Origin of the sequence: Enterococcus sp. AZ196, from assembly GCF_050498845.1 — a bacterium.
Taxonomy (GTDB): domain Bacteria; phylum Bacillota; class Bacilli; order Lactobacillales; family Enterococcaceae; genus Enterococcus_A; species Enterococcus_A murrayae.
Window position 1 is genome coordinate 722,856 of the sequence record NZ_JBIPAM010000001.1, and the last position, 26,741, is coordinate 749,596.

At 39.0% G+C, this 26,741-nt stretch carries 29 protein-coding genes; 11 read left to right on the forward strand and 18 right to left on the reverse strand.

Annotation, left to right across the window (positions count from 1 at the left end):
- Positions 1-192 precede the first annotated feature (192 nt).
- Positions 193-1,203: a type I glyceraldehyde-3-phosphate dehydrogenase gene (gene gap, locus IGI67_RS03465; RefSeq protein ID WP_088932521.1), complete on the forward strand. Its 1,011-nt coding sequence runs from the start codon at positions 193-195 to the stop codon at positions 1,201-1,203.
- Positions 1,204-1,359: 156 nt separating this feature from the next.
- Entirely contained in the window at positions 1,360-2,109 is a 750-nt protein-coding gene (locus tag IGI67_RS03470; protein WP_429956763.1) for a peptidylprolyl isomerase, read from the forward strand.
- A gap of 59 nt (positions 2,110-2,168) precedes the next feature.
- On the opposite strand, the gene fabZ is transcribed toward IGI67_RS03470, so the two are convergent.
- Positions 2,169-2,618, reverse strand: a complete 450-nt coding sequence (gene fabZ, locus IGI67_RS03475; RefSeq protein WP_207106525.1) for a 3-hydroxyacyl-ACP dehydratase FabZ — start codon at positions 2,616-2,618, stop codon at positions 2,169-2,171.
- Positions 2,619-2,780: 162 nt separating this feature from the next.
- On the opposite strand from fabZ, the gene fabI reads away from it, so the two are divergent.
- The gene (fabI, locus tag IGI67_RS03480; protein WP_207106526.1) at positions 2,781-3,536 is read left to right on the forward strand and encodes an enoyl-ACP reductase FabI; all 756 of its coding nucleotides are present in this window, start codon (positions 2,781-2,783) and stop codon (positions 3,534-3,536) included.
- Positions 3,537-3,657: 121 nt separating this feature from the next.
- On the opposite strand, the gene IGI67_RS03485 is transcribed toward fabI, so the two are convergent.
- Positions 3,658-3,813 (reverse strand): hypothetical protein, encoded by a 156-nt coding sequence (locus tag IGI67_RS03485; protein ID WP_207106527.1) that lies wholly within the window; start codon positions 3,811-3,813, stop codon positions 3,658-3,660.
- Positions 3,814-3,842: 29 nt separating this feature from the next.
- The gene (locus IGI67_RS03490; RefSeq protein ID WP_207106528.1) at positions 3,843-4,856 is read right to left on the reverse strand and encodes a branched-chain amino acid aminotransferase; all 1,014 of its coding nucleotides are present in this window, start codon (positions 4,854-4,856) and stop codon (positions 3,843-3,845) included.
- A gap of 158 nt (positions 4,857-5,014) precedes the next feature.
- Between IGI67_RS03490 and IGI67_RS03495 the strand changes: the two genes are divergently transcribed.
- Positions 5,015-5,929: a mechanosensitive ion channel family protein gene (locus IGI67_RS03495; RefSeq protein ID WP_429956764.1), complete on the forward strand. Its 915-nt coding sequence runs from the start codon at positions 5,015-5,017 to the stop codon at positions 5,927-5,929.
- 126 nt (positions 5,930-6,055) lie between these two features.
- Here IGI67_RS03495 and IGI67_RS03500 read toward each other — a convergent pair whose 3' ends face one another.
- From IGI67_RS03500 to racE, 8 genes are all read right to left on the reverse strand, one after another.
- Positions 6,056-6,937, reverse strand: a complete 882-nt coding sequence (locus IGI67_RS03500; RefSeq protein ID WP_429956747.1) for an IS3 family transposase — start codon at positions 6,935-6,937, stop codon at positions 6,056-6,058.
- 17 nt (positions 6,938-6,954) lie between these two features.
- On the reverse strand, positions 6,955-7,638 hold the full coding sequence (locus IGI67_RS03505) for a transposase (protein ID WP_429956748.1): 684 nt from the start codon (positions 7,636-7,638) through the stop codon (positions 6,955-6,957).
- 84 nt (positions 7,639-7,722) lie between these two features.
- Entirely contained in the window at positions 7,723-8,310 is a 588-nt protein-coding gene (locus IGI67_RS03510; RefSeq protein WP_429956765.1) for a DJ-1/PfpI family protein, read from the reverse strand.
- An 89-nt stretch (positions 8,311-8,399) separates the two neighbouring features.
- Positions 8,400-8,669 carry a 30S ribosomal protein S14 gene (gene rpsN / locus IGI67_RS03515; RefSeq protein WP_207106531.1) on the reverse strand — a complete coding sequence of 90 codons (270 nt, stop codon included), beginning with the start codon at positions 8,667-8,669 and terminating at the stop codon, positions 8,400-8,402.
- Positions 8,670-8,993: 324 nt separating this feature from the next.
- Positions 8,994-9,476: a cyclic-di-AMP-binding protein CbpB gene (gene cbpB / locus IGI67_RS03520; RefSeq protein WP_207106532.1), complete on the reverse strand. Its 483-nt coding sequence runs from the start codon at positions 9,474-9,476 to the stop codon at positions 8,994-8,996.
- Positions 9,477-9,567: 91 nt separating this feature from the next.
- Positions 9,568-10,080 carry a metallophosphoesterase gene (locus tag IGI67_RS03525; RefSeq protein WP_207106533.1) on the reverse strand — a complete coding sequence of 171 codons (513 nt, stop codon included), beginning with the start codon at positions 10,078-10,080 and terminating at the stop codon, positions 9,568-9,570.
- Complete coding sequence (gene rph / locus IGI67_RS03530) at positions 10,077-11,414, reverse strand: ribonuclease PH (protein ID WP_429956766.1); 1,338 nt, start codon at positions 11,412-11,414, stop codon at positions 10,077-10,079. The genes IGI67_RS03525 and rph overlap by 4 nt, the downstream gene beginning before the upstream one ends.
- 1 nt (position 11,415) lies before the next feature.
- On the reverse strand, positions 11,416-12,237 hold the full coding sequence (gene racE / locus IGI67_RS03535; RefSeq protein WP_429956767.1) for a glutamate racemase: 822 nt from the start codon (positions 12,235-12,237) through the stop codon (positions 11,416-11,418).
- Between the two features lie 140 nt (positions 12,238-12,377).
- Here racE and IGI67_RS03540 point away from each other — a divergent pair, with 140 nt between their 5' ends.
- A complete protein-coding gene (locus IGI67_RS03540) occupies positions 12,378-12,611 on the forward strand; it encodes a hypothetical protein (protein WP_429956768.1) in 234 nt (77 codons plus the stop codon).
- Positions 12,612-12,729: 118 nt separating this feature from the next.
- On the opposite strand, the gene IGI67_RS03545 is transcribed toward IGI67_RS03540, so the two are convergent.
- The 4 genes from IGI67_RS03545 to IGI67_RS03560 are packed head-to-tail and all read right to left on the reverse strand — an operon-like array spanning position 12,730 to position 15,626.
- The gene (locus tag IGI67_RS03545) at positions 12,730-13,380 is read right to left on the reverse strand and encodes an amino acid ABC transporter permease (protein WP_207106537.1); all 651 of its coding nucleotides are present in this window, start codon (positions 13,378-13,380) and stop codon (positions 12,730-12,732) included.
- 19 nt (positions 13,381-13,399) lie between these two features.
- A complete protein-coding gene (locus IGI67_RS03550) occupies positions 13,400-14,044 on the reverse strand; it encodes an amino acid ABC transporter permease (RefSeq protein ID WP_207106538.1) in 645 nt (214 codons plus the stop codon).
- Entirely contained in the window at positions 14,044-14,877 is an 834-nt protein-coding gene (locus tag IGI67_RS03555) for a transporter substrate-binding domain-containing protein (protein WP_207106539.1), read from the reverse strand. The genes IGI67_RS03550 and IGI67_RS03555 overlap by 1 nt, the downstream gene beginning before the upstream one ends.
- Before the next feature lie 11 nt (positions 14,878-14,888).
- The gene (locus IGI67_RS03560) at positions 14,889-15,626 is read right to left on the reverse strand and encodes an amino acid ABC transporter ATP-binding protein (protein ID WP_207106540.1); all 738 of its coding nucleotides are present in this window, start codon (positions 15,624-15,626) and stop codon (positions 14,889-14,891) included.
- Positions 15,627-15,887: 261 nt separating this feature from the next.
- Here IGI67_RS03560 and trpS point away from each other — a divergent pair, with 261 nt between their 5' ends.
- On the forward strand, positions 15,888-16,898 hold the full coding sequence (gene trpS, locus IGI67_RS03565) for a tryptophan--tRNA ligase (RefSeq protein WP_207106541.1): 1,011 nt from the start codon (positions 15,888-15,890) through the stop codon (positions 16,896-16,898).
- A 111-nt stretch (positions 16,899-17,009) separates the two neighbouring features.
- Here the strand turns inward: trpS and IGI67_RS03570 are convergent, their stop codons facing one another.
- Together IGI67_RS03570 and IGI67_RS03575 are read right to left on the reverse strand one after the other, a co-directional pair.
- Positions 17,010-18,218: an NAD(P)/FAD-dependent oxidoreductase gene (locus IGI67_RS03570; RefSeq protein ID WP_207106542.1), complete on the reverse strand. Its 1,209-nt coding sequence runs from the start codon at positions 18,216-18,218 to the stop codon at positions 17,010-17,012.
- Between the two features lie 14 nt (positions 18,219-18,232).
- Positions 18,233-19,135 carry a prenyltransferase gene (locus tag IGI67_RS03575; protein ID WP_207106543.1) on the reverse strand — a complete coding sequence of 301 codons (903 nt, stop codon included), beginning with the start codon at positions 19,133-19,135 and terminating at the stop codon, positions 18,233-18,235.
- Positions 19,136-19,316: 181 nt separating this feature from the next.
- Between IGI67_RS03575 and IGI67_RS03580 the strand changes: the two genes are divergently transcribed.
- From IGI67_RS03580 to IGI67_RS03600, 5 genes are all read left to right on the forward strand, one after another.
- Positions 19,317-20,291, forward strand: coding sequence for a polyprenyl synthetase family protein (locus IGI67_RS03580; protein WP_429956769.1), 975 nt, complete (start codon positions 19,317-19,319; stop codon positions 20,289-20,291).
- Between the two features lie 157 nt (positions 20,292-20,448).
- Positions 20,449-21,018, forward strand: coding sequence for a glycerol-3-phosphate responsive antiterminator (locus tag IGI67_RS03585; protein ID WP_207106545.1), 570 nt, complete (start codon positions 20,449-20,451; stop codon positions 21,016-21,018).
- 182 nt (positions 21,019-21,200) lie between these two features.
- Positions 21,201-22,649, forward strand: a complete 1,449-nt coding sequence (locus IGI67_RS03590; protein WP_429956770.1) for an NAD(P)/FAD-dependent oxidoreductase — start codon at positions 21,201-21,203, stop codon at positions 22,647-22,649.
- Between the two features lies 1 nt (position 22,650).
- Positions 22,651-23,913, forward strand: a complete 1,263-nt coding sequence (locus tag IGI67_RS03595; protein WP_429956771.1) for an NAD(P)/FAD-dependent oxidoreductase — start codon at positions 22,651-22,653, stop codon at positions 23,911-23,913.
- Positions 23,910-24,263, forward strand: a complete 354-nt coding sequence (locus tag IGI67_RS03600) for a DUF1667 domain-containing protein (protein ID WP_429956772.1) — start codon at positions 23,910-23,912, stop codon at positions 24,261-24,263. Before IGI67_RS03595 ends, IGI67_RS03600 begins: the two co-directional genes overlap by 4 nt.
- 59 nt (positions 24,264-24,322) lie before the next feature.
- Here IGI67_RS03600 and pheT read toward each other — a convergent pair whose 3' ends face one another.
- Positions 24,323-26,740: a phenylalanine--tRNA ligase subunit beta gene (gene pheT / locus IGI67_RS03605; RefSeq protein WP_429956773.1), complete on the reverse strand. Its 2,418-nt coding sequence runs from the start codon at positions 26,738-26,740 to the stop codon at positions 24,323-24,325.
- Between the last annotated feature and the right edge of the window lies 1 nt (position 26,741).

Consider the following 26,741-nt stretch of genomic DNA (forward strand, 5'->3'; position numbering starts at 1 on the left):
AAAGTCTTGTATATTGTAGCTAGATTAAGCGAAAAAGTCCATTCTTATTGGTAGAAGCTTAAAAATTTTGTTGGATTTGCTTAGATATTTTCTCTCAGGTAATATCTTTTGACAAAAAAATTGATGCGTTGCACAATAAAAAATGTAAGGCGTCAAGCTTTGCTTGATATAAAAAAGGAGGAACTTTTGGTTATGACAGTAAAAGTAGGTATTAATGGATTTGGACGTATCGGTCGTTTAGCATTCCGTCGTATCAAAGAAGTATCTGATGATATTGAAGTAGTTGCAATTAACGATCTAACAAGTCCTACAATGTTGGCACAATTATTACAATTTGATTCAACACATGGCACATACCCTGGAACAGTTACTGCTACAGAAGATTCAATCGTTGTTGACGGCGAAAAAACTCGTGTATATGCAGAACCAGATGCTAGCAAAATTCCTTGGGTAAAAGAAAACGGTGTTGACATCGTACTTGAATGTACTGGTTTCTATACATCTGAAGAAAAAGCACAAGCTCATTTAGACGCTGGTGTAAAACGCGTCGTTATCTCAGCTCCTGCTGGTCAAATGAAAACTATTGTTTACAACGTAAATGATGACACTTTAGATTCAAACGACAAGATCATCTCAGCTGGCTCTTGTACGACAAACTGCTTAGCTCCAATGGCCTACTTCTTAAATGAAGAATTCGGCATTGAAGTTGGTACAATGACAACTGTTCATGCTTATACTTCAACACAAATGTTGTTAGATGGACCAGTTAAAGGCGGTAACTTACGTGCTGCACGTTCAGCTGCTGACAATACTATTCCACATTCAACCGGAGCTGCTAAAGCAATTGGCTTAGTTATTCCAGAATTAAACGGAAAATTACAAGGACATGCACAACGTGTTCCCGTAGTTGACGGTTCATTGACTGAATTGGTTTCAGTACTTAAAACTAAAGTAACTGCTGACCAAGTAAACGAAGCAATCAAAAAACATACCGTTGATAACCCATCATTTGGTTATGACGATCGCGAAATCGTTTCTGGCGATGTAATTGGTACAACTCAAGGTTCAATCTTCGACCCAACTCAAACAGAAGTAACTTCAGCTGGGGACTACCAATTAGTTAAAACAGTCGCTTGGTATGATAACGAATACGGTTTTACTTGCCAAATGATTCGTTTACTAGAAAAGTTTGCTAACTTATAAGAGCTAGAATGCGTTTTAAAGGAGGTCACTTTGATCTCCTTTTTTTATTGCACTCATTTAATAAAATTTTTGAAGCAAAAGTCACCGTTTTTTCATAGGAAGTCCATTAAAAGTTTGTTATCATAAGAATGATAATAACTTTAAAAGGAGAATGTTATGCAATTCAAAAAAATGATGATCGGCGCAAGCTTAGTGTTGTCGATCGGTTTATTCGCGGCCTGCGGCAACGATGGCGGAACAAAGGAAACAAAAGAAAGTGCTACGAAATCAACTGAATCTAGTGTGGATTTAAATAAATTGACTCTGCCTCAGCTTAATGACAAAGTTACAGACGACGAATATTTAGTTGAACTTGTAACAACTGAAGGAAATGTTAAAATCAAGCTTTTCCCAGAACAAGCACCTAAAGCAGTAGAGAATTTTGTAAAACATGCTAAGGATGGCTACTACAAAGATACTCCCTTCCATCGTGTGATCAAAGATTTTATGATTCAAGGCGGAGATCCTAAAGGTGATGGCACTGGTGGTGAGAGCATTTGGAAAAAAGGTTTTAAAACTGAAGACTCGAAACAGCTTTATAATATTCGCGGTGCCCTTTCCATGGCTCGATCAGAATCTCGCAGCAGCAATGGCAGCCAATTCTTCATCGTAACAAACAAAGAAGATGTTAGTGATGGTTTGGCGATTCAATATTATCCAGAAAAAATTATCGAACAATATAAAAAAGGCGGCGCCCCTCAACTTGATGGAGAGTATACCGTCTTTGGACAAGTCACTGAAGGCATGGATGTAGTCGACAAAATTGCTGGTGGTGAGGTCAAAGACAGTGGTTCAGGTGAGAAATCAACACCCGTTGAACCCGTGAAAGTCAATGAAGTAAAAGTTCTGCAAGAACCGAAAAAATAGTAAAAGAAAAGAACCAAAATCCTGTGTGAACGGGATTTTGGTTCTTTGTTTGCATAGAATTATTTTTTTTGTTCCTTATCCCCTACGATGAAAGTGAACTCACATTCTGTAACGACCTTCTCTTCTACGGTAGCCCATGCTTTCGCCGTTCCAACTGGACCTTTAACTTTCTGGATATCAAAGTTCAAAAACAGTGTGTCTCCAGGTCGCACAAACTCTAAGAAATTAGCTTTATTGATACCGCCGATATAAGCAGTCTTTCCTTCAAACGCAGCTGATTTCAAAATCAATAATGATCCAGCTTGAGCTAGTGCCTCAACGATTAATGTTCCTGGCATAATTGGTTCCCCAGGAAAATAACCTTGGAAAAAGTCCTCATTCATTGTTAAATTTTTAACTGCGGTAATATGCTTTTCATCCTCGAATTCTGTGACTGCATCTAAATAATAAATGGGAAAGCGATTTGGGATCGCAGCCATTATTTCTTCGACATTCATAATTTTTTCCATTTTGCACCTCTATGAATATTTTATTTGATTATCAAACTATCATATTCTAACGGTTTAATCAAGTTGTATTGGAACAATCAAAAAAATAGTTTGACAATCAAAGCTTTTTCCAACATAATGAGAGCATATTATTTTTTATATTATTTAGGAGTGTGTCATTTAATGTCTATTTTATCTGGAAAGAAAATAATCGTAACTGGCGTAGCCAATAAAAAAAGTATCGCTTGGGGATGTGCCAAAGCAATCGCCGATCAAGGCGCCGAAATCATTTACACCTATCAAAATGACCGAATGAAAAAAAATCTAGTAAAATTAGTTGGTGAGGATGCCAACATGTTTGAGCTTGATGTTGCTAGTGATGAAAAAATCGCAGCGGCATTTGAGTCGATTAGAGAAGCCTTTGGTTCAATTGATGGATTGGTCCATTCTATCGCTTTTGCCAACAAAGAAGAATTGTCTGGCAATGTAACTGAGATCACTCGTGATGGGTTCCAATTGGCGCAAGACATCAGTGCCTACTCTTTGCTAGCAGTTTCAAAATATGCTGCTCCATTGATGACTGATGGCGGCAGCATCGTAACAATGACGTATATGGGCTCTGAGCGTTCGATCCCTAACTACAACATGATGGGAATTGCCAAGGCCGCTCTAGAGGCAGAGGTTCGTTACTTAGCAACTGAGTTGGCTCCAAAAAACATTCGAGTTAACGCGATTTCGGCTGGAGCTATTAAAACGTTAGCGGTAACTGGCGTGAAGGACTATCAATCATTATTGAGTCTTTCGGAGGAGCGTACACCAGATAAAGTTGCTGTAACGATTGAAGAGGTGGGAAATTCTTGCGCCTTCTTACTTAGTCCATTAGCGACAGGAATCATCGGGGACATTATTTATGTCGATAAAGGCGTTCACTTAAGTTAATTATTTTAAAACACGTCATCTTGGCGTGTTTTTTTGTATTGAACTAGTTAACATTTTTCTGGGTAATGATTACTAGCTGCAAATAAAAAGGCCGCTTTCAATAAGCAGCCTTTTTACAAATTCAAAATATTTCTAATATCCCCATCAGCATCGCAAAAAAGAAACGCCTTACTGGTGACTTAATCGTACTTTTCATGTAATGGATATGTGCAAGACAGTACCAAAGAATCAAAAACAGTAAGACTAACACACCTAAAACAACCCAAATTATATCCATCTTTTCCCCTTAATCTCTTCAAAGAGCAACTACACCTCGAAAATCCAACCTTCTGGTGCATCAACATCACCAAATTGAATTCCGACAAGCTCGTCGTATAATTTTCTTGTCATTGGCCCTGTTTCCGTTTCACTATAGAAGACATGGAAATCATCCCCATTTTGGATCCCAGCAATTGGCGAGATAATTGCAGCAGTCCCGCAGGCACCAGCTTCTGCAAATTTATCCAATTCATCCAGATGAACATCGCCTTCTACGGCATCCATACCAAATCGCTCTTTTGCTAAGTGCAGCAATGAATACTTCGTAATACTTGGTAAAATTGAAGGTGATTTAGGAGTAATAAATTGATTCTCATGAGTAATTCCAAAAAAGTTCGCAGAGCCCACTTCTTCAATCTTTGTATGAGTTGCTGGATCTAAATAAATGCAATCAGAAAAATCACGATCATGAGCGATTTTTCCTGGTAATAAACTCGCAGCATAATTTCCACCCACTTTAGCAGCGCCAGTTCCAAACGGGGCTGCTCGATCATACTCCGACACAATAAAATTACTCGGTGTCAATCCGCCTTTGAAGTAAGGACCGACTGGCATACAAAAAACGCCGAATAAGTATTCCGGTGCTGGTACAATTCCGATATTCGGCCCTACTCCAATCAAATAAGGACGGAGATACAAAGTCGCTCCCGTTCCGTAGGGAGGAACATACTCTTCGTTAGCACGCACTACTTGCTTAACAGCATCAATAAATTTATCTTCTGGAACAGCGGGCATCTGTAAACGTTCGGCACTTCTATTCAAGCGTTTCGAATTTTCATCTGGTCGAAACAAATTGATTTTTCCGTCCTTGCGTCGATAAGCCTTTAGTCCTTCAAAACATTCTTGTCCATAGTGGAGACATGTTGAGCCTTCATTGATGGTGATCGTATTATCCTCTGTCAATACGCCTTCATCCCACTGTCCATTTTTCCAATGAGAAATATAGCGGAAAGGTGTTTTAATATAGTCAAACCCTAACTCTTCCCATTTTATATTCACCATTCTATCATCTCCTTCTTATTTAAATGTTAGTCTATCATTTTCTCACACCATTGTCATGATTTTTTTTGATTATAAGAAAATTATGATTGGACAGGTAAGCGGTCGACAGAAATGCGAAAGATTGTTACACTATTTTTATTAATTTATCGAGGTGGCTTATGTTTTTATTTACGACGCAAACAGTGGACTCCAGTAGCACAAATGTCGTTGACCAAGCAACGGAACAATTATCCGCTTGGCAAAAATACTGGCAGGCAATCAATTGGGATCGGGTATTTTCCATTTTGATCCAAAAAGGTTTAACGATTTTAGCCGTATTACTGCTGTTTTATTTAATCAGAAAAATCGGTAGTTTCTTGATTAATCAATCATTTGAACGACAAAAGAAAAAAATGACTGATAATGCTACTAGAATTGAAACAATTCATGCCTTATCAATCAATATTTTTTCCTATACGCTCTTTTTCTTTTTCCTTTATTCCATTTTAGATACACTCGGTATACCTGTCGGTTCTCTTTTAGCCGGTGCTGGAATTGCCGGAATCGCCATTGGTTTAGGCGCGCAGGGTTTTACAAATGACATTATCACTGGTTTTTTCATTATTATGGAGCAGCAGATTGACGTCGGCGACTACATTCGACTAACGGATCTGAGTGTGGAAGGAACTGTCACTTCTGTTGGCATTCGGATGCTGCAAATGAAATCAACGGATGGAACTGTTCACTTTATTCCTAATCGAAACATCACAACAATCAGTAATCTTTCTCGTGCTCATATGCAAGTCAAGGTAGATATTCGTATCCAACCAGACGAAGGCTATGATAAGATTAGTCGGCTAATTGATGAAGCAAATCAAAAGCTTGCAGAAGAATTTAATGACGAAATATTTGATGGACCGACGCTTTTTGGAATGGTTGATCTAGGCAATAGCAACTATGCTATTCGAACAATTCTATACGTCACAAACGGCAAACAATACAAGCTGCAGGAAGAATTTTTATCTGCCTATGTAAAAATCTTAACTAAAAACGGCTTTACGATTCCGAATAATCCAATTTCTATTGGGAAATAAAAAGCGATCCATGAATATGGTGGGCACCCCGTCAATAGGACAATGAAATATTTAAAGAGTTTATGAGCTGCTTTTCGGTTAGCGAAAGGCAGCTTTTTTCTATTTGAAGAAGCGTCTAAACAATCATTAAGCTGCTTCGTAGTATTGGTTGTGGTATTCCATCGGTGTTAAGATGTGCAGTTTTCGTTGATAGCGACCATTGTTATAGTAGTCGATATAAGAATCGATCATTGTCATCAATTCGTCGCGACTGATAAATTTTCTGCCGTAATACTGTTCGCGTTTGAGAATCCCCCAAAAGCCTTCCATTGGTCCGTTATCAATACATTTTCCTACTCGAGACATGCTTTGCGTCATTTCTGCTTTAACGATTTTCTTGTAAAAATTCACATGGGTATATTGAAAGCCGCGATCACTATGAAAGAGCGGATGAGCGTCTGGTTCAAGGGCAACTGCTTGATCGAAGGTATCAAAAACAAGGTTCAAGTCATTCGTATCCCGAATCACGTAAGAGACGATACGACGATCATACAAATCTAAAATGGCGCTTAGATAAAGTTTCTTCACTTCAGGTCCCACATAATATTTGAACTCCGTGACATCGGTCAGCCATTTTTGATTCGGCGCTTCAGCAGTAAACTTCCGATCTAGGATATTCTCGGCAACATGATAGGGTTGGTTCGCACGTTTCGTGATACTGTTGGCTGAATGTTTAATCGTTGACTGAATGCCTTCGTGTCGGCAGATCCGCAAGACGCGTTTGTCATTTACATGGATATCATGTTCTCGATTCAGTGTATTATTTATACTGCGATAGCCTTTTTCTGGATGGTCGTCATGAATCGTTCGGATTACTTTGGCTAATTCCATATTTTCCACTGTTCGTTCGCTATACGGATGTTTGATCCAACGAAGATAAGCAGAACGGGTAACCTGTAAAAGTTTACACATTGGGAGAATGGCATAGCCTTTTTCCTCGTGAAGCTCTTTGATTGCTTCGTAAGACACGATTTTTCGGACTTGTCCTAGTGATCCCTCCTTTCTAATTCCCTGACTTTTTTTAATAAATCAATCTCCATCTGTTGGTCCTTTACTTGTTCTTCCAGTTGGGCGATTTTGATCTGCGCTTCTTCTTCAGGCGTTCGGCTAACTTGCTTGGCTTTGCGTCGCCCTCGCCGATCTTCTAAACCAGCTTTGCCTTTTTCTTCATATCGTTTGACCCATTGGTATAAATTGGCATAGTTCACTTGGTACTTAACAGCTGTCCCGCTATAATCATACTCATTGGCAATACAATAGAGGACCATTTCGATTCGTTCATCTAGACTGAATTTTTTTGTTTGTCTCACTTTACTTCCACCACTTTCTGATTTGAAGTCTCCATGAGTATTATATATCCTAATCCAGTCTCGAAGTTGCCTTTCACTTCTTAAACCATATTTTTGAGCAACTTGATCAAGGCCTCTGTTACCATCTAAGTAATCCCGAACAGCTGTCAATTTTAGATCTTTAGAATAATGCTTATTTTTCTTGGTAGCGAGCAATCCAGTTGGTCCTTCATTTTCATAGAGAATACACCACCTGCGAATCGTTCTAATGCTTACTTGAGCTTTCTGAGCAGCTTGGCTTCTACTAATCTCTCCATTTAAACACTGTTCAACAATAGCCACTCGTTCTACTGGAGTCCCTGACATCTTTCTTTTTCCCATACTAAAAACCCCTAACTAAGATTTAATTGTTTCTTTGTCCTAGTTAGGGGTAGCATATCAATAATTCTCATGGATCGTTTTTTATTAAGAAAATGTATCGCTATATTTTTCACGATACCCATAGTAACCCAATCGATACAAATCAACTTCTTTTTTTGCCTGAATTAAACTATCACCGATTAATTGCAAAGCAAATTCAGTAAATTCTAATGCAGCTGTGCCATTGGCAGTGACGAGGTTTCGATCACTAACAGCCTGTCTTTCATAAAAATTTTCTGGAGTTCGATAGTTTGGAAAAGCTTGCAAAACGGCACGAGCATTTCCAGTATGCTTATACTCTTCTAAAAAACCGTGTTTAGCCAAATAATCCACCGCCCCGCAAATTGCAGCAACAGGCATTTCGTGCAATAGTTGTTTTTCAATTATACGATAAAGTTCTTGGCTATGAATATTCCAAGAATTGCCGCCAATCAAAACCAGCAAATCGATTCTCTGATTGATTTCGGAAAATTTCAAATCAACCACTGTCTGCAATCCGCCGATTGATTCTACCTGCGGTAAATTTGAAGCAGTTTTTATTTGCCAATCGTTTCTCTGATTTAGCAGACTCAACAGGTAAGCACCTTCCCAGTCAGCATATTGATCCAGTAAAACAAATAATGCAGTTTTCATACTATCTCTCCCCTCCGTTTTATTGATTACCCTCAGTTTAACAAAAATGAAAAGGGAAAGCTCATAGATTCCGTTAGTTTATCGTTTTTTTACCAACTCGCTTTTTTAACACCTGGTATTTGACCTTGGTGGGCCAGTTCACGGAATTTTATTCGCGACATACCAAATTTTCTCATATATCCTCTTGGTCTGCCATCAATCAAATCGCGGTGCTTTAAACGGTTAGGATTTGAGTCTCGTGGTAATTTTGCCAGTCCTTCATAATCTCCGGCCGCTTTTAATGCGAAGCGTTGTTCTGCATATTGTTCGATCAAAGCCTGCTGCTTGTACATCTTTACAACTTTAGATTTTTTCGCCATTTATTTACTCTCCTATATTTTAATTAATCGAGCTTAACCGTAATGGTTCCTATTTAAACACTATGAAAAAATAGCATGTCTGCCTTATAAAGTCAATTTATCTGTATTTTAGTTTTACTTTTATATCTGATTCAGAGCCTTTTGACCTTTCGCTCAAAAAAGCAGGCCTAGCTTTGATTGAATTGAGCGGACAAAATGATACGAAAACTAACTAAAAAAGCGAATCCTCACATACTATCGGAATTGATAGAAATATGAGGAGTCACTTTTATATTTGCTGTATATTTTTTTAAAAGACTTTTGCTTCAACCATTTTTCGTCATTTTATAAGTTTGCATGGAGCATTACTTTGGCTTCTGGCTTTTTTCGCTCAAATGCGTGAAAAGTATAGTTTACCGCTTTTAAAATCTCTCTGCGAGTTACAATGCCGCAAAATACCCGGTCATGATCCAAAACAGGCAGGAAAGAAGCATCTACTAATAGGTGTAAAACATCCTCTAATTCCGCATCTGGACGCATAACAGATACATCTGTCTTCATGACATCTGCTACTGTAAGTTCTTCTAAATTGGATGTATCGATACCATCGATACCCAACATTTTTTTAACAATATCATTTAAGCTCAATAAACCGACAAAATGATCCTCTTTATCCAAAACCGGAATCGTAGAATAACCAGCTTGAGATAATAGTAATAAAGCATGCTCTAGTGGATGTTCCTTCATTACATTAGCAACATTTTCTGCTGGAATCACCATGGTTTCTTCATGTTCCTTCATTAGTTGTTCAATCGCAGGACTGATCATGTGACGCCTCCGTTCTAATATCTTCACTTTATTTTACCTTACAGCTAAAAAGAAAGCGTTGTTTATCCAAATATTTAATAAAAATTAGGAACTAATGTTCAAAATCAGCAGCTAATTCCTCTATCGGCTGATGTGCTCGATTGTAAAATTCCACATGATACCCGTCGTTTTCACTATCAATGATTGCGTAACTAGGAATTTGTACAGGTCCTCGAGGTTGAGAGATACTTCCTGGATTGACAAATAAAATATTCTTATCAAACTCCGCAACAGCTTGATGGATGTGTCCAAACAAAGCAATGTTTGCTCCTGCTTCTTGAGCTTGCAGTGAAAGCATCGTAAGACCGAAACGAACATTTGACAAATGACCGTGTGTCATATAGATAACATCATCACCTATAGAAAAAATCTGTTCTTTTTTATAGCCAGGATCATAATCACAATTGCCGGTAACAACCGTAAAATGTTCCCATAATTCGTCATTGGCTTTCAACTCTGAGTCGCCGCAATGGAACATGTGATCCACTAGGCCGATATAGCGATTGACAATTTCCACTAAAATATTGCGGTCCCCATGGTTATCACTAACAACTAAATATTTCATTTATTCTCCTCCAACCAGTTCTTCCATACTCTTTCTAGTTCTTTAACCGCCATCCCTCGATGGCTGATTTCATTTTTCTCTTCACTTGTTAATTCAGCAGAAGTTTTTTCATATCCCGGTACAATAAATAATGGATCATATCCAAAACCGTTGTCTCCTTGAGGAATTCGGCCGATCCGTCCTTCCCAATCTGCTTCAACAACTAAACTATCTTTTTGTGGAGCAGCAAAAACCAGCGTACAATGGAAATGCGCAGTTCTTTTTTCATCGGATACATCCGTCAACTCATGTAGTAATTTAGCGTTATTTGCCGCATCACTTTTACGTTCCCCAGCAAAGCGAGCTGAAAAAATTCCTGGCATTCCGTTCAGTGCATCTACGACTAAACCTGAATCATCAGCTAATACTGGCTGTTGTAATAGTTGAGCAATTGTTTCTGCCTTTAAACGAGCATTTTCCTCAAAAGTCGTGCCTGTTTCTTCCACATCAGGTAAGTCAGGATAATCCAACAGTGTTTTGGTTTGATACCCTTCCTTTGCAAATAATGCCGCAAATTCATTCGCTTTTCCTGGATTGCGAGTTGCAATCACAATAGTTTTCTCTTCCGTCTTCACTTCGTTGAAAAGAGCTTCTTTCTGATAAGCAATCAATTCTTCAATTGCCGCCTTAGCATGTAAAATTAAGGCATTCAGTTCGTTGTCATCAAATGTCGCTTCTTCACCAGTCCCTTGAATTTCTACAAAACGGCCTGCTTCCGTCATTACCAAATTCATATCCACAGATGCCGACGAATCTTCTTGATAGTCCAAATCAGTCACAACAGTGCCATCAGGTAATATGCCGACACTAATAGCAGCTAAATGTTCATTGATTGGATCTTCAGCTAATTCTCCGTTAGCTAACAATTTATTGACTGCTAAACGCAAAGCGACGAACCCGCCAGTGATACTCGCTGTTCTTGTACCACCGTCAGCTTGAATCACATCACAATCTACAATGATGCTGCGTTCGCCTAGCTTTTCTAGATCTACAACAGCTCGCAATGAGCGGCCAATCAATCGCTGAATTTCCATCGTACGTCCGGTTAGCTTTCCTTTGGCACTCTCGCGGCGATTACGGGTATTGGTAGCTCTTGGAAGCATACTGTATTCGGCAGTTACCCATCCGTTTCCACTCCCTCGTAGAAATGGAGGAACAGATTCTTCTAGAGTCGCCGAACAAATCACCTTAGTATTGCCAAAAGTAATAACAACTGACCCTTCCGGATGTTTAAAAACATTCGTTTCAATTTTAATCGGCCGCAATTGCTGGACCGCTCTTCCATCATGTCGCAAATTATTTTCCTCCTAGTTCTATGTGTTCTACATTTAAATTCGTGATATTCAACCATTCACTGGCAATATCCTTAAACATTTTAGGGGAACCAGTGGTATAGAAATTTCTCGCCTTAGTATCAGTCAGTTCATAATTGTTTAGATTGAAATAATCTAATAACGTACTGACATCATTGACTGTCTCAGCTCCTGAATCAATCAATGTTACCTGTTGTCCGATTACATTTTGAATGATTGAACGCAGCAATGGATAATGGGTACATCCCAAAATTAAAGTATCCAGTCTTTCTTTCTTTAATGGTGCTAATGTTTGTGAAACGATTTTTTTCGCCACAGAACTATTGAACTGATTACTTTCAACTATTGGTACAAATTTAGGGCAGGCTAGACTAGATACATGGGTGTCAGGTGCCTTCTCCTGCAGTTCATGCTTATAAGAACCACTTTTGACTGTTCCGATCGTTCCTATGATTCCTACTCGTCCTGTATCACTCGCCTTCAATGCTGCGCGTGAACCTGGTTGGATAACGCCGATCACAGGAATATCAACATTTTTTTTGATTTCATCTAAAGCGACTGCCGTTGCTGTATTACAAGCAATTACAAGCATTTTAATATTTTTCTTCAATAAAAAACGAGTCATCTGCCATGTAAACTCAATGACTTGCTCAGCTGGTCGAGGACCATACGGACAGCGTGCCGTATCCCCGAGATATAAAATTTCTTCATTTGGCAGCTGACGCATCGCTTCTTTGACCACAGTCAAACCGCCTACGCCAGAGTCAATAAATCCAATTGGTCTTTCATTTGACAAAACGCTCATCCTATCTAGTTCCAAGTATCACCTTATTTTCCACTTTTTGTTGAAATATTTCAAGCCCTAGAATCTTACAAGATAAAAAGCGTTTTCTTTTGAATGAATAATGATCAGTGCTAAACTAATTATGAGAGAGGTGGATGAAAATGGATAAAAAAGAACTAACCGAAAACTTAGGGAAAGTTTCTGCTGGCGATCGTAACCAAGACCCTGCAATCAAAGCCACTGAAAAAGAAGCAGAGAAACGAAAGAAGGATCCAAAAGATGAGCCGCTTGAACCAGGGTTGCTAGAAAAGCTTGGCAAAACACAAGCCGGTGCCGTCTATGAAGATCCAGCGATGAAGGAAACTGAACGTAAAACTGAAAAAGATAAAGAATAAGCAACGCAACCGTTATCAACTAAATGGCAAGAACAGCTTTTGATTGTTAGCGATACTTTTTACTGCTATGCAAAAAAGCGAAAATCTCCTCATCACAGAAGAGATTTTCGCTTTTTTTTTAATAGTTGTATTTACTGGTCTCTAATAAATTGGAGATCAGTGACAATACATAACAAACAACAAAATACATGGCAGTCATCGCGATAAACATCGGGATAACGTAATTTGTATTCTGACCATAAATAATCTTTGCGTTGTGAGTCAGTTCGGGTAACGAAATTATTACCGCCAAGGATGTATCCTTAATCAAAGAAATCAATTGGCTCAAAATTGCTGGCAGCATTGATTTAAATGCCTGCGGTAATACAATCATTGTCAGCGTTTGAACATATGTTAAACCAGAAGACATTCCAGCTTCCGTTTGTCCACTTGGTACAGCATTCAATCCGGCTCGGAAAATTTCCGACAACATCGCTGATTCGAAAATCGTTAAGGCGGCAACTGCTGCCCAAAAAATATTCAATTTGATCCCAATTTGCGGCAAAGCAAAATAGGTGAAGAAAATAATCAACAGCAACGGCAGGTTTCGGATAATATCAACGATAATGCCCACAATCCTTGAAAGAACAGGAACGTTACTATAACGAACAGTACCTGCGATACCACCAAGAATCATACTAAAAACAATCGATACAACTGAAACTTGAATCGTTACCCACAGCCCATCTAAAAGGAAACGCAAATTGATCCATGAAAAAGCATCACTCATATTCTTTTACCCTCCCTTTCTAGGCATTTGACCAATGCTTATCTAAGTAGTTCATCAGATAAGACAAAGGCAGCGTTAAAATCAAGTAAAATAATCCGACGATGATATATGTGTCGAAGGTGTTAAACGTAGTACTGGCAATCAAATCTCCTTGGTACATCAAGTCTAATCCAGCAACCATCGCTAAGATCGATGAATTTTTGATCAAGTTGATAAATTGATTTCCTAATGGCGGCACCACGATTTTGAATGCTTGAGGTAATACGATATATCGCATTGTTTCAGCATAAGAAAAACCAGAGGATAGACCTGCCTCCATCTGACCTTTAGGCACTGTTTGAATGCCTGAACGAACAGTTTCCGCTATAAACGCAGAAGTATAAATGGTCAAACCAATCGTCCCTGCTTGAAACCCATCAAAGCTATAGAAATACATCGGAGCTACTACGTAAAAGAACATCACAATAATCAATAACGGGATATTTCTGAAGAACGCCACATAAGCTTTAGCCAAGCTTCGAACTATTCGATTATGAGATAGTTGCAATATTGCCATCAGTGTTCCGATAATCAAACTGAATACTAGTGCCAACAAGCTCGCATAAATCGTAAATTTAAAGCCGCTGACAAAATCAGCAGAAAAAGTCTGAAATAATTGTGCCATTAAAATTGCGCCCCCTTCTTCGCCCGGCCATCTGCATCTTCAGGGAACCATTTTTCAAATATTTTATTATAGGTACCATTGTCATGCATTTTATGCAAAGCGGTGTTAACTTCTTTTAAGAAATCATCTTGACCTTTGTTAATGGCAATCCCATAGGGTTCATTTGTAAAAGTGCCGCCTGTCAATCCATAATTATCGTTTTCTGATGCCATCCCTAATAAAATTGCGTTATCAGTTGTCATCGCTTGTCCCTGTCCGGATTGCAACGCAGTGAACGCCTCAGCATAATTTTCCAATTCGAGGATTTTTGCATCTGGTGCATGTTTGCGAATGTTGATAGTCGAAGTGGAACCTTTAACTGCTAAAACCGTATCAGCAGCAGTCAGATCCTTAATATTTTTGATATGACTTCCCTTTTTCACTAATAAAGATTGTCCAGCATCAAAATAAATATCTGAAAAATCAACTTCCTTCTTACGATCTTCAGTAATCGTCATCGTCGCGATAATTGCATCGATATTACCGTTTTTAAGTAATGGAATTCGTGTCTTTGACGTCACTTCAACAAATTCTGCCTGACCATCCTTACCAAGAATTTCTTTTGTTATGGCCTTAGCAATATCAATATCAAATCCTTCGACCTTACGTGTCTTTATATCCATCATTCCGAATAAGCGTGTATCATACTTTACTCCCCATGTGATGGTTGGTTCCTCTTTGATCCGTTTCGCAATGTTTTTATTTGCGACACTTTCTCCTTTGCATCCTGACAGCACTATTGCAAGCAGCATCGGAAGAAATAAAAAGGAGACTAATTTTTTTATCTTCGACATAAGCCGCCCTCCTAATGATTGATAACTTTGCTGACAAATTGTTGTGCGCGTTCATCCTGCGGTCTTTCGAAGAATCCTTTGACATCGCGTGTGTCTTCTAATACTTCACCATCAGCCATAAAGATGATTCGATCTGCTACTTCTTTCGCAAATCCCATCTCATGTGTCACGACGATCATTGACATACCATCACGAGCAATTTTCTTCATGACATTCAAGACATCCCCGATCATTTCTGGATCAAGCGCTGATGTCGGCTCATCAAAAAGCAGCAAGTCAGGATTCATCGCTAAACCACGAGCGATGGCAATCCGTTGTTGCTGTCCCCCAGATAACATGGAAGGATAGGAGTCCTTCTTATCCAGCATGTCTACTCGATTTAATAATTTTTCAGCAGTCTTGGTCGCTTCTTCAGAAGACTTTTTCAAAACTTTAATTGGAGCAAGAGTGATATTTTCTATCGCAGTCTTATTTGGATAAAGATTAAAATGTTGAAAAACCATTCCAATATTCTTACGAATGTCTTTCAATTTGACTTCTTTACTATGTAAATTCTTTTCATTTACTAGCAACTCTCCGGAAGTGATGTCCTCTAATCCATTAATGCAACGTAACATCGTACTCTTCCCTGAACCAGATGGTCCGATAACAACGACCACCTCACCCTTCTCAAAGGCCAAGTCAATATTTTTCAAGGCATGAAACTTTCCATAGTATTTTTCTACATGCTTAAATTCAACCATTGGCATGCTTAACCACCTCATTTTCCCTTAGCGTTTTCTAATTTTTCCAATGTGAGTCTAATTATAAGCTAAATTTTTTTACTTTGTAAAGAAAAAAACTCATTGGCAGAAAAAAATGTTTCAATAACTCCTATCGCGATGTAACGTTTCTTAACACGAGATATGTTTGGACTTTCGATAAAAATACCGATAAGAGTTGTCATGTTTGAAAAAAAAAGGTAGTATTTGAAGAGACTATTGAAAGAATTTTTATGAAAAGGTGAGTTAATGAAAAATATCATTTTAACTGGAGATCGTCCTACTGGACAGCTACATTTAGGCCACTATGTCGGTTCATTGAGGAATCGCGTGCTTATGCAACAAGATCCTGATAATAATTTATTTATTATGATAGCTGATATGCAGGCCTTAACTGATAATGCAAAGAATCCTGAAAAAGTTTCATCAAATGTTTTGCAAGTTGCTCTAGATTATTTGGCGATTGGTTTGGATCCCAAACGTTCAACACTGTTTATTCAGTCGCAAATCCCTGAACTAGCTGAATTAACAATGTATTATTTGAACTTGGTTAGTGTCGGACGTGTTCGACGCAATCCAACTGTAAAGTCAGAAATTCAACAAAAGAACTTTGGAGAAAGCGTTCCTGCTGGTTTCTTTATCTATCCTGTTTCTCAGGCATCAGATATTACAGCATTTAAAGCCAATCTTGTTCCTGTTGGCGAAGATCAAAAACCGATGCTGGAGCAAACACAGGAAATTGTACAAAGCTTTAATCATACCTATGGTGAAATTCTCGTAGAACCAAAAGGAGTTTTTCCTGAAAAAGGACAAGGTCGTCTGCCTGGCATTGATGGCAACGGGAAAATGAGCAAATCACTAGGCAATGGAATTTATCTCGCTGATTCTGCAGACATTTTAGCTAAAAAAGTTATGAGTATGTACACTGATCCAAATCACATCCACGTGGAAGACCCTGGTCAAGTTGAAGGAAATATGGTGTTCACCTATCTAGACGTTTTTGGCACTGATAAAGAAAAAATCGCTGAGCTAAAAGAACATTATCGCCGCGGCGGACTTGGTGACGTGAAAATCAAACGCTACTTAATCGATGTTTTAGAAGCTGAATTTGGGCCTATTCGCGCTCGCCGTGAGGAGTATGCAAAAGACCCGAATGCGATCATGCAAATGCTGAAAGAAGGCAGTGAACAGGCTCGAGCAGTTGCTGCAGAAACTTTAGCTGAAGTGAAGCAAGCCATGGGAATTAATTATTTCGCATAGCCTGAACATCTCTAAACTATTAAATACAGATAGCAAAAACACTCGAAAAAAATCGAGTGTTTTTGTTTTTTCCTCTATTGAAACTATACTGCCGCAAAAAATAATTTCGGCTTAATGATAAAAGTCGAAACGGCCTTTCGCCATTACTTCTTTTACTCCGCCTGTTTCATACAACGAACGATCCATGATCGCTTTCTTAATAAAGGAGGCTGGATAAGCTGTTACTTCCGTTTTGCCTACAACACCAAAGGCATGAGTATTTCCGATTGATGCCACTGAGCCAAGAGATTTGAACGAGAACGGTTTACTTGGCTGCCCCTTCATTTGATTCAGGATATCTTTCCCTGCATAAGAGCCCATCTTAAGTGCAATTTGTGCGGTTGTTGGATATGGACGATTGCTTGAAGGATCCATGACAGCTGAAACATCACCTAGCAGATAGATATCATCATGATTTGGATCGGTCAAGTTAGGTTTCACCATTACACGACCACGTCGTTCTTCAAAACCAGACTCACCAATTACTTTGCTCCCGCTGACGCCAGTAGTCCAAACGATTGTTTTGGCTTTAAGAGCTACTAGGTCATTTTCATCATCTTTTGAATTTTGATAAATAACAGCACCTGGCTCAACTTTTTTTATCGGTTTTCCAGTCAGAAGCTTAACATCCCATTTGTTCAGGTGATCAATACAATATTGTCCTAATTTATCACTAAACATTGGTAAAATTTTGTCGACAGCTTCTACACAATAAATTTGGATATCTTCAGGTTTTACACCTGCCACTTCAGCAAATGCTTTACTTCCTTCAACCAAAGCACCTACTAGCTCTATTCCGGTAAAGCCAGCACCACAGACAACAATCCGTAAATATTCCTCATTTTTAGTTTCTTTATATTGTTTCATTTGTTCGAGGATATGTTTATGGACTTGATCAGCAGTTCTTACATCGACCATCTCTAAAGAATTTTCTTTCACACCAGGAATGCCAAACGATTCAGATTGAAAACCTAAAGCAACAATCAAATAATCGTATTTCAATGTTTGGTTTTCCAAGTATACTTCCTTTTGATCAGGATCAATTTTTTCAACTGTATCTTTGATAAAAGTAGTTTTTTTAGGATTTACAACATCCTTTATTGCATAACAAATTTTTTCATCTGGCTGTGTGCCGGCTGCCACTTCATGCAAACTAGTCGACTCATAATGGTAGTCATTCCTATCCACTAAACTGATATGAATATCTGCTCCTGATTTTTGCAGTACATGCAAAGCACGCAATCCTGCATAACCTGCACCTAAAATGACAATTTCCTTCATTTCTATTTCCTCCTTTAAAATAAGAACGTCAATGCAAAACTGATAACTTGCGCGACGGCCCCTACCGCTAAAATTCTGACCGCGCAAATGAACGTTTCACGTTTGACCTGTTTGACGCGAAATCGTTGCACTTGCTTGTAAATGAATGGTACGGCTAAGAATGTTCCAAGCACGGACCACGGGGCAATGCCTATGATCACCGAAAGCAAGATAGCAAGAAAAGCAGCGATATTCATTCCTTCAAATAAACGGATTGCTCGCGACTTTCCTAAATAATGAACCAAAGTAAAGCGATTGTTTTTTTCGTCTTCTTCTAAATCACAGATATTGTTTGCTAGCATAAGATTTGCTATCCACAGCGTATTCGGCAACGAAATCAGTAAAATCCCACCAATATTAGTAAAATCCCACTGGAAAACCTCATACGTGTTTAGGTAGACACACAAGAGAGTAATCATAAATCCCATCGTTACTCCTGAAAAGATTTCTCCTAAAGGCAAGCTGGATAGTGGCCTCGGGCCAGAGGAATAAAAAATTCCAACACCATAACAAAATAACCCCATCAATAAAAAAGGCCACCCGACTACGAAGGACAATCCGATCCCAATCAGTGCCGAAACAACAATCATTCCGATCATCATTCGGAAAACCAATTTCAAATCTAAATTCTCTCTCCCGATGATATTGGTTTTTTCTCGATAGTCGTGTATTTCCGTCGCATGGTGATAGTCGTTATAGTTGTCTAATATATCCACGGCCATGTTAAAAATGACCATCGCGACAAAGTATAACAGGACTAGACCTAAATGAAGTTTGTGAAAATTATACAGGCTAAAACAAATCCCAATAAAAAAAGGCAGGACGCTCGCGGTTTTCGCTTTAAATTCCACGAGTTCCAAGAAAACGGTTAAACTCATCTCACCCAACTTTCTCAATTTTCTTTTTCATATTCATTATGCTATTTTTATACTTTTTCTTCAAAGGATTTGCTTGTCTTTCATGTGCCTTCTCTCACGAAACACTAATTAAGCATTCTAGTAGTTTTTCTGGTGAGCATAGGATAGAATGGAGGTGAAAACGTTGTAAGAAGGAGCTCTCATGTTAGACTATTGGAACGAATACCCTAAAATACAGAAAAATCTAATTCAAGTTAAGAAATTGATCTCGCAAAGGCTTGTTATTAATAATAAATCGATTGAAGAGGCCATCACAAAATTTTCTTCTACAGGAGGAAAAATGATTCGTCCGGCACTCTTTTTTCTTTTCGCTGATTTTGGAGAGGAAAAAGAACAGGAACAATTAGTAAAAATAGCAGCTTCCCTTGAGTTATTGCACTCTGCTACGCTTATCCATGATGATATCATTGATGATTCTCCTACTCGACGTGGGTTGCCCTCAATTCAATCTCGGTTTGGCAAGGACATCGCAGTTTACACTGGAGATTTTATGTATACTAGTTATTTTGAATTACTGGCAGAATGTATGAGCGCTACTCCTTTTCTATTAAAAAATGCACAAGCGATGAAAAAAGTATTGCAAGGCGAACTGACACAAATGTCTTGCACTTTTAATCCCGATCAAACAATCTTCGACTATTTACGTAATATTAATGGAAAAACAGCTGAATTAATTCGGCTCAGCTGCCACGAAGGTGCTTATTTTGGGGGCTCAGATGAAAAACTACAGGCTCGTGCCAAGCGAATTGGCTCGGCAATTGGTCTAGCCTTTCAGGTATATGATGATATCTTGAATTTTTCTTTAGAGCTTGGGGATGAACAAAAACCGATTTTAACTGATGTCCAACAAGGAATTTTCACCTTACCTTTATTAATTGCACGCGACAATCAGCCTGAAATCATTCGTCCTTACTTAGAACGACCAGAAACCTTATCAAGACAGGATTTAATTCAATTAGCTTATTATGTTGACCGTTTTGATGGTATCGCTGGTGCTCTTGAGTTTGCAGAAAAATTAACACAAAAGGCTTTAAATGAAATTCAAGAATTACCCGAAGGCAAGAGTAAAGAAATTCTTAATACGGTTGCGATTCAGCTGTTGGAACGTTCTTATTGATATCACTGACATTGATTATACAAAACCCAAAACGTGGCTTTTCTAAAAAATACGCTTGGGTTTTGTTTTTTCTTTTCACAATCATTGTAAACAGTACTTCTTCTTCCATTTTTTACATGGTAAAATAAAACTGAAAACATGTAAGGAGCAATGTTAGATGAATACTCATGAACTATATCAAAAATTAGAGCTCTCTCCTGTAATCGCTGCTACAAAAAACGAGTTCGAGCTGGAGGCCGCGATTCAATCAGAATGTGAAGTCATCTTTGTTCTCCAATCACACTTAATGGAACTGGCGGAGCTGTCCAAAAAAATCAAAACAAATAAGAAAACAGCAATTTTACATGCGGATTTAGTTAAAGGCCTCTCTTCTGATGAGAAGGCCGTTGATTATATCAAACAGTCTACTTGCTTTGATGGAATTATCTCCACCAAACCAGCAATCATCCGTCACGCTAAAAAACATGGACTGCTAGCAATTCAGCGCTTCTTTCTATTAGATTCTTCCGCTTTAGAAAATGTTGTACGTCAACTAAAATATACGGAAGCTGATTTAGTTGAGGTGTTACCTAGTGTTTCACCAAAAATCATTAAGGAACTCGTCAATCATTCTAAAAAACCATTGATTGTTGGCGGTTTGATTCGCGACAAAGAGGACATCATGGGTGCCTTGGGTGCCGGAAGTCTTGCTGTATCAACCACAGAAGGTTTGATTTGGTCAATTTAACGATTGTTGATTTTTTATAAAGGTGTTATAATACAGTTAATTGAATATCGGCTAGAGATAAAAAGAGTATAGCGGCAAACGTCAACAAACATTGACGTTTGTTTACCTATACTCTTTTTTGCTGCATTCCAGGATGCAACTACTGAGTAAGTAGAAACTTAAATAAACGGGAGGAACTATCTATGTATGATGTAATTGTAATCGGTTGCGGAATCGTTGGTGCCGCAACTGCCTATGAACTAAGCAAATTTCAACTGAAGACTCTGGTTTTAGAAGCGGAAAACGATGTTAGCCTTGGAGCTACTAGAGCCAACAGCGCCATTTTGCACGCTGGTTTTGATCCCGAACCTGGCAGTTTAATGGCAAAACTCAACGTTGAAGGCGCAGAGCATGCAAAAGAGCTCTGTCAAAAACTCTCTGTTCACTACGATCAAATTGGCTCTTTGGTAGTTGCTTTTTCAGAAGAAGAGCTTGAATTGATTCAAACGCTTTATGAACGCGGAGTCAAAAACGGTGTGAAGGATTTGGAACTTCTGGATCAAACTAGCCTTCATAAGATGGAGCCCAACCTTTCCGCCGAAAGTTTGGGGGCGCTTTACGCCCCCACCGCAGCGATCGTAAATCCTTGGGAATTCTGCCTTGCTTTGGCGGAAACAGCCGTAAAAAACGATGTAGAAATTGCTTTGAACAATCGAGTAATCGATATCAAGAAAATTGAAGGTGGCTATGAAATTATAACGAATCAGTCTAGCTATCGGACTCACTATATCTTTAATGCAGCAGGCGTTCATTCAGATGATATCCATAACTTGATTGCGGAACCTAATTTTAAGATCACTCCAAAGCGCGGCGAATATTTTTTATTGGATAAATCAGAAGGAAGCGTGGTTAATCATGTGATATTCCAATGCCCTTCTAAAATCGGAAAAGGCGTTTTAGTTAGTCCAACTGTTCACGGAAATTTAATTGTCGGACCAAATTCAGAGGCTGTTCAGAGAAATGACCTAGACAGTGGAAAAGATACAGGAAATACTGCTGCGGGACTTAACACTGTAGCAACTTTAGCAAAGAAATCACTTCCTGAGCTTAACCTGCGAAATTCTATCAGAAATTTTTCTGGCGTGCGTGCAAATAATAGTGCAGGAGATTTTGTTCTTCAAGAGGCTGCTGTCGGTTTTATTGATCTGGCAGGTATTAAATCACCCGGCCTTACTTCTGCTCCTGCAATTGCTTTATATGGTATTGAATTATTAAAGAAATCTACTGGAGAAAATTTTGTTCGAAAAGACGAGTATGTTGATTCACGAGAAAAAATTATCTTTGAGGAACTCAGTATTGAAGAAAAAAATAGAGTTATTTCTACGAATGACACTTATGGCAGAGTTATTTGTCGATGCGAAACAATTACTGAAGGTGAAATTCGCGCAGCAGCACAATCCCCTATTCCACCAGCTTCTGTAGATGCTGTCAAACGAAGATGCAATGCTGGAATGGGTCGTTGCCAAGGAGGATTCTGTGGACCGCGTGTCGTTGAGATCTTAGCTGATGAACTACACAAATCGCCGCTAGATATTCTGCAGGATCGTCAAGACAGCTATATTTTAGTTGATGAAACCAAAGGAGGTCGTTAATATGCATGAGTTAATCGTCATTGGCGGAGGCCCAGCCGGTTTGGCCGCAGCTATAGCAGCTTACGAAAAAGGCGTCAGAGATATCTTGATTATTGAACGTGATCAAAAGCTCGGAGGCATTTTAAATCAATGTATTCATAACGGTTTTGGACTGCACTATTTTAAGGAAGAACTAACAGGTCCTGAATATGCAGCTCGATTCATCGAAATGATTGAAAAAACAACTATTAAGGTGTTATTGGATACCATGGTTTTGGAAGTAACAGAAGATAAGGAAGTGCACATTGTCAATAAAGAGCAAGGGTATCAAATCTTAAAATCTAAGGCCTTAGTTTTTGCTATGGGCTGCCGTGAGCGGACCCGTGGGGCTATCGGTATTGCTGGCAGTCGTCCAGCTGGTGTATTCACCGCGGGTACTGCGCAAAGATATGTCAATATGGAAGGCTATATGGTTGGAAAAAAAGTAATTATTTTAGGATCTGGAGATATTGGTTTAATCATGGCTCGACGTATGACTCTTGAGGGTGCAGAAGTTTTAGCCTGCGTTGAAGTAATGCCTTATTCCGGCGGGTTAACTCGAAATATCGTTCAATGCTTAGATGATTATGAGATCCCCCTGCTCCTTTCCCATACAATTACTGAAATTCGAGGAAAAAGCCGGGTAAATCAAGTAGTCGTTTCAGAGGTGGATGAAAACCGCCAGCCGGTTGCTGGAACAGAACAAATTTTTGATTGCGATACCATTTTACTATCAGTTGGATTGATCCCAGAAAATGAACTGAGTCGTGATGCAAATCTTGACTTAGATTCAAAAACGAACGGACCATTTGTTTTCGAAAATATGGAAACGTCAATTCCGGGTATCTTTGCTTGCGGCAATGTCGTTCACGTCCATGATTTAGTTGACTTTGTAACTGCTGAGAGTATAAAGGCAGGCACTTCTGCCGCTTCATACATTTTAGCCCAAACTAGTGAGCCGACAAATTGTCTTACTATCAAGAATGGCGCCCATGTTACTTATGTTGTTCCACAAAAAATTCGAGATGAAAATATTGATCGTCGGACTGAACTTTTCTTCCGTGTTAATAAAGTTTTTGATGAGAGTCAAATATTGATAAAATCGCAAGGAGAAATCTTAGCCAAACAGAAGAAAGCATACATCGTACCGGGCGAGATGGAAAAAATTAAACTATCTAAAAAGGTTTTGGAAAAAGTCACGAACGGAGAATTGGAAATTTGTGTCGAGGAGGTATCGAAAGGATGAAAAACTTTATCTGTATAATGTGCCCAAAAGGCTGTCACCTATCGGTTGATGAAAATAATGATTATCAAGTAAGTGGTTACAGTTGCAATAAAGGAGTAAAATATGGAAAAGCCGAAGCAACTAATCCTATACGAGTAGTCACGTCCACTGTTAGAGTCAGTGGTGGCAAGACGCACCTCTGTTCTGTTAAAACAGCTGACGGCATTCCTAAAAAGGCAGTACTAGAAGCGATGAAGGAAATAAATAAAGTCGCATTAAAGGCGCCAGTAAAAATCGGCGATATTGCTGTAAAAAATCTTTTAGAGACCGGTGTCGACGTTATCGTGACAAGTGATGTTCAGATTAGCTAAAAATACACTTCCTACTATATAAAACAGCCCTCAAAAAACATTTGAGGGCTGTTTATTACTTAACGGATAACCGCTTCTAATTTTTCTTCTAAATTTTTAGTAACTTTAGCCATGATACGATTAATCTCTTCATCAGTTAACGTCGCATCAGGATTTACAAAGGTCAAATTATAAGCCAATGACTTTTTGCCTTCTTCAATATTTTTACCTTGATAGACATCAAAAAGCTGCAGCTCAGTCAAGAATTTTCCGGCAGCGTCGCTGATAACTTCCGTGATGTCTGAATTAGTACTTGTCTCATTCACTAACATCGCAATATCACGACTTACTGCAGGATATTTTGAAACAGCCTCAAAGACTAATGGTGTTTTTTCTTTACCAATCAATGCGTCTAGATTCATTTCAGCCACATAGGCTGATTTTAGTTCATAACTCACAGCCATTTTAGGATGGACTTGACCGACAAAACCAATCAGCTCTTCTCCCAAATAAATACCAGCTGTTTGTCCAGGATGCATCTCAGACATTTGGGTTGCTTGGTAAGAAATTTCCTCAGTAAGACCTAAACCTTCAATCAATGCTTCGACCATTCCTTTAATTGTGTAATAATCGCAGTCTTCTGCTTTTCCTGTCCAAGATTTGTTAACAACATTACCTGTCACAGCAATTGCGACATGATTTTGTTCGATCGGTAAATCTTTTTTTGGATCATTGTTTTGATAAAAGACATGGCCGATTTCATAAAATGCTACATCATTATTTTTGCGCGCAACATTGTACGACAAGTCCTCCAGCAGACCGCTAATTAAGTTCAATCGCATTGTTGAGCGTTCTTCACTCATTGGCCAAGCTACCCGAGTCACCTTGCTTTCTTTCAACAAGAATTGTTGGGCCTTTTCTTCAGTCGTCAAGGCATAGCTAATCGCTTCTGATAATCCGGCACCTTCTAACAGATTCCGTACTTTTCTGGTCGTCTTTTGTGTTTCAGTCAAGAAGCCTGCAACTGTTTGTCCTTCCGGTAGTGTCGAAGGTAAATTATTGTAGCCATAAATTCGCGCAATTTCTTCCATTAAATCAGCTTCAATCGTGATGTCCCAACGACGCGGAGGTACACTGACGGTTGTTACACCTTCTTTAACTTCGGACGCAAATCCAAGTGCTTTAAAAATATCGTTGACTTGTTCTTGTGACAATTCCGTTCCTAAGAAACGATTGACCTTTTGAAGAGTCGTACTTACATCAACATTTTCAGGATGCACTTCACTTCCCTTGACAGCCCCTTGTAACACTTTACCACCGGCTAGCTCAGCGATCATCGCAGCTGCTACTTCTCCAGCTAAACTGATTTCTCCCTGATTGATCCCTTTTTCAAAGCGCATCGACGCTTCACTGCGCAGGTTATAGCTTTGTGAAGTGCGGCGAACCAATGTATGGTCAAACATAGCCATCTCTAATGCGACAGTCGTTGTCTCATCAGAAATTTCTGAATCTAATCCACCCATCACCCCTGCCAGTGCAACAGGGATTTCACCATTAGTGATTACGATATTTTCTGGATTCAATGTCCGTTCTACACTGTCCAATGTTGTAAATGGTTCATTTTCTTTTGCTCGACGAACCATGATTTCCTTGCTGCCTAATTTATCGTAGTCAAATGCATGCAACGGCTGGCCGAATAATAATAAAATATAATTCGTAACATCTACTACATTGCTGATCGGACGAATCCCTTCATTCATTAACCGATTTTGCAGCCATTGTGGACTAGGTCCGATTTTCACGTCTTTAATGATTCGAATTTCATAATGCGGCGCATCGTTTTTATCAGTCACAGACACTTTGATTTTATCGCTGGCTTTCTCCTCTGACTCCCTTAGTTCGACAGCAGGAAAATGGACTTCTTTTTTATAAATTGCTGCTACTTCATGTGCAACACCGCGAATACTTAGTGCATCCGCACGGTTCGGTGTAATTGATAGGTCAATTATCGTATCATCCATTTCTAAATATGGAAATACAGGATCGCCAACAAGTGCTTCTTCTGGTAAATAATAAATTCCTTCAGAATATTCTTTAGGGATCACGGAATCGCTAAAGCCAAGCTCTTGTAATGAACAGATCATGCCATTTGAAACTTGACCGCGCATTTTCCCTTTTTTGATTTTTACATTGCCAGCAATGCGAGAGCCGGGTAATGCAACAATCACTTTAATTCCAGCTTTGATATTGGGCGCCCCGCAAACAATTTGCGACAATTCTTCCGCGCCTACATCCACTTGACAGATCGATAAGTGATCTGAATCAGGATGCGGGATACATTCTTTTACATCACCAACGACGATTTTCTTCAAACCATCTTCTGGCGATTCCAATCCTTCAACTTCGATCCCTGTCAATGAAAGACGATCTGCTAAGTCCTTCGGTGCGACATCTTTAACGTCGACATATTCATTTAACCATTTATATGAAACTAACATT

Bases quoted from the DNA above. Each gene is read 5' to 3' on its own strand.
- gap (WP_088932521.1), top strand. From the start codon at position 193: ATGACAGTAAAAGTAGGTATTAATGGATTTGGACGTATCGGTCGTTTA.
- IGI67_RS03470 (WP_429956763.1), top strand. From the start codon at position 1,360: ATGCAATTCAAAAAAATGATGATCGGCGCAAGCTTAGTGTTGTCGATC.
- fabZ (WP_207106525.1), bottom strand. From the start codon at position 2,618: ATGGAAAAAATTATGAATGTCGAAGAAATAATGGCTGCGATCCCAAAT.
- fabI (WP_207106526.1), top strand. From the start codon at position 2,781: ATGTCTATTTTATCTGGAAAGAAAATAATCGTAACTGGCGTAGCCAAT.
- IGI67_RS03485 (WP_207106527.1), bottom strand. From the start codon at position 3,813: ATGGATATAATTTGGGTTGTTTTAGGTGTGTTAGTCTTACTGTTTTTG.
- IGI67_RS03490 (WP_207106528.1), bottom strand. From the start codon at position 4,856: ATGGTGAATATAAAATGGGAAGAGTTAGGGTTTGACTATATTAAAACA.
- IGI67_RS03495 (WP_429956764.1), top strand. From the start codon at position 5,015: ATGTTTTTATTTACGACGCAAACAGTGGACTCCAGTAGCACAAATGTC.
- IGI67_RS03505 (WP_429956748.1), bottom strand. From the start codon at position 7,638: ATGGGAAAAAGAAAGATGTCAGGGACTCCAGTAGAACGAGTGGCTATT.
- IGI67_RS03510 (WP_429956765.1), bottom strand. From the start codon at position 8,310: ATGAAAACTGCATTATTTGTTTTACTGGATCAATATGCTGACTGGGAA.
- rpsN (WP_207106531.1), bottom strand. From the start codon at position 8,669: ATGGCGAAAAAATCTAAAGTTGTAAAGATGTACAAGCAGCAGGCTTTG.
- cbpB (WP_207106532.1), bottom strand. From the start codon at position 9,476: ATGATCAGTCCTGCGATTGAACAACTAATGAAGGAACATGAAGAAACC.
- IGI67_RS03525 (WP_207106533.1), bottom strand. From the start codon at position 10,080: ATGAAATATTTAGTTGTTAGTGATAACCATGGGGACCGCAATATTTTA.
- racE (WP_429956767.1), bottom strand. From the start codon at position 12,237: ATGAGCGTTTTGTCAAATGAAAGACCAATTGGATTTATTGACTCTGGC.
- IGI67_RS03540 (WP_429956768.1), top strand. From the start codon at position 12,378: ATGGATAAAAAAGAACTAACCGAAAACTTAGGGAAAGTTTCTGCTGGC.
- IGI67_RS03545 (WP_207106537.1), bottom strand. From the start codon at position 13,380: ATGAGTGATGCTTTTTCATGGATCAATTTGCGTTTCCTTTTAGATGGG.
- IGI67_RS03550 (WP_207106538.1), bottom strand. From the start codon at position 14,044: ATGGCACAATTATTTCAGACTTTTTCTGCTGATTTTGTCAGCGGCTTT.
- IGI67_RS03555 (WP_207106539.1), bottom strand. From the start codon at position 14,877: ATGTCGAAGATAAAAAAATTAGTCTCCTTTTTATTTCTTCCGATGCTG.
- IGI67_RS03560 (WP_207106540.1), bottom strand. From the start codon at position 15,626: ATGCCAATGGTTGAATTTAAGCATGTAGAAAAATACTATGGAAAGTTT.
- trpS (WP_207106541.1), top strand. From the start codon at position 15,888: ATGAAAAATATCATTTTAACTGGAGATCGTCCTACTGGACAGCTACAT.
- IGI67_RS03570 (WP_207106542.1), bottom strand. From the start codon at position 18,218: ATGAAGGAAATTGTCATTTTAGGTGCAGGTTATGCAGGATTGCGTGCT.
- IGI67_RS03575 (WP_207106543.1), bottom strand. From the start codon at position 19,135: ATGAGTTTAACCGTTTTCTTGGAACTCGTGGAATTTAAAGCGAAAACC.
- IGI67_RS03580 (WP_429956769.1), top strand. From the start codon at position 19,317: ATGTTAGACTATTGGAACGAATACCCTAAAATACAGAAAAATCTAATT.
- IGI67_RS03585 (WP_207106545.1), top strand. From the start codon at position 20,449: ATGAATACTCATGAACTATATCAAAAATTAGAGCTCTCTCCTGTAATC.
- IGI67_RS03590 (WP_429956770.1), top strand. From the start codon at position 21,201: ATGTATGATGTAATTGTAATCGGTTGCGGAATCGTTGGTGCCGCAACT.
- IGI67_RS03595 (WP_429956771.1), top strand. From the start codon at position 22,651: ATGCATGAGTTAATCGTCATTGGCGGAGGCCCAGCCGGTTTGGCCGCA.
- IGI67_RS03600 (WP_429956772.1), top strand. From the start codon at position 23,910: ATGAAAAACTTTATCTGTATAATGTGCCCAAAAGGCTGTCACCTATCG.
- pheT (WP_429956773.1), bottom strand. From the start codon at position 26,740: ATGTTAGTTTCATATAAATGGTTAAATGAATATGTCGACGTTAAAGAT.